We start from the raw sequence: 1694 nt of genomic DNA on the forward strand, positions 1-1694 counted from the left end.
TACTAAAGTTTCCCACTTGCCATTTTACCGGCTTTCGCGAATAATCAAACATTGCAATATACTGATTGACAATCTATTAACATCTCGCAAATAGAAGTTAACGCGCTGTGTTAGCGCGTAACCGCGGCCTCAGAGGGGGACAAGACACTCAAAATTGCCTCGAGTTCGCTGACGGCTTGTGTACCTTGCATCAAATTCTCCATGGTATTAGCCACATTGATGCAGAGTTTTACTGCCAACACGTTAAGCAGATTCTTGATGATCTCAAGTGTACGACGCCATTGTGTGAGTTCGAACATTTCTCGCCTTGTCGCACGGAACAACTCTCCAAGAGCCTCATACTCGTTGAACCTCTGTCCCAATGTCAATACCATGTGTGTCATAAGGCAGAGCGTGCAGTCGGCAATCTGTTCGTCGAAATCCGTGCCCTGGTATGAGCCAAGTCCAAGATATTGCCGGCATTCCTTTATCAATACCTCTATGTTCCATCGTATCTGGTATATCTCAAATGCTTTCACGAATTTCATGTGGGTGTCCGTTGTGACTATTGCATCCCAATTTTTATTTCTGCCGACTCTGATGAAGAAGATCTTCACACATGTATCCCCCATCATCACCCGTTGCTCGAAATACATGCACTTGTACTTGCGGCACACAACGGCCTCACGCTCATGCAGGGCTATGAGCTCATGGACATTGTAACGTCGTGAACCGACTGCATACCTATCCTTTCCCATAGCAAGACGGCCTACGACATGTACGGCTCCGCCGCCTATCTTCCTGACAGCGCAAACCAAAGGCGCTTTTACAAACCACGTGTCCATCAGTGCGTAAGTGGCACGAATACCACCCTTATAGGCCCTTTCTATCATTCTTACCACATTGTCACTCTTCTTGGTATCCAGCTCCTTGAAGCGCTCATAGTCCGGTTTGCCTTCAATACGCTCTTTGTGGAACTGCATGGAACGTTCCTCCCTTGACAGGCTATAGTTCCCCTTCTTTCCGGACTCCCGGTGTATGGACAAGTCTACGGTGTATGTGCTGCGCCCGTCAAAGAATGCCAGAATGAGCAACTTGTAACCAAGGACGCATTTGCCGAGGACATGGTCAAAGACACGGCTTAGACCTTCGAAGTGCAATCCTGTTTTGGACACGGTCGTGTCATCGATAATATAGCATTTGGGCGCATTTGTCTCCTCTGCCTTTTCCTTGCGTACTATGCTATGAAAACGCCGGGCCATGGAAAGAAGCAGAATACGCCAGTCCATTTCTGGACGGGCAAGCAAACGGTAGAAGCAATTCTTGCCAACTTCAAGAATGCCGTAGAACTTCGTTTTGGACATGAAGCCTATGGACTCACCAAGAATACGGAAAACCATCATGGCCAGAATCTGTTCCACCATGTCCCGACCCCGCATCTTGTCCAAAGAATGTTTGGAAAGGATTCTTCCTATGCAAAAACACGCCATGAAGTGCATAATTGAGTCACAAGTCTCACTTTTAACACTTAAAATCTTGGTCAACTCTCCGATTTTGTTTAATTTTGCAAACATATAAGGAATGTTTAATTGTTTATGTATCAATGATTTATTTGCACTACAAAGATACAAAAACTTTTGGACATTCCTTCTCTTTCCTCTTGATTTTTAAGACTTTAAGGGCAAGCTATTTGCAAGTGGGAAACTTTAGTAATA

At 45.3% G+C, this 1694-nt stretch carries 1 protein-coding gene; it reads right to left on the reverse strand.

All coding sequences use genetic code 11. The annotated features are described in order from the left end of the window. Positions 1–110 precede the first annotated feature (110 nt). Positions 111–1403, reverse strand: a complete 1293-nt coding sequence (locus tag ACJMNB_RS00005; protein WP_405337483.1) for a transposase — start codon at positions 1401–1403, stop codon at positions 111–113. Positions 1404–1694: the final 291 nt, after the last annotated feature.

Source organism: Fibrobacter sp. (genome assembly GCF_045131395.1).
Classification (GTDB): domain Bacteria; phylum Fibrobacterota; class Fibrobacteria; order Fibrobacterales; family Fibrobacteraceae; genus Fibrobacter.

What these genes read in the sequence shown, in the direction of transcription:
- ACJMNB_RS00005 (WP_405337483.1), bottom strand. Translation starts at nt 1,403, where the DNA reads ATGGTGGAACAGATTCTGGCCATGATGGTTTTCCGTATTCTTGGTGAG.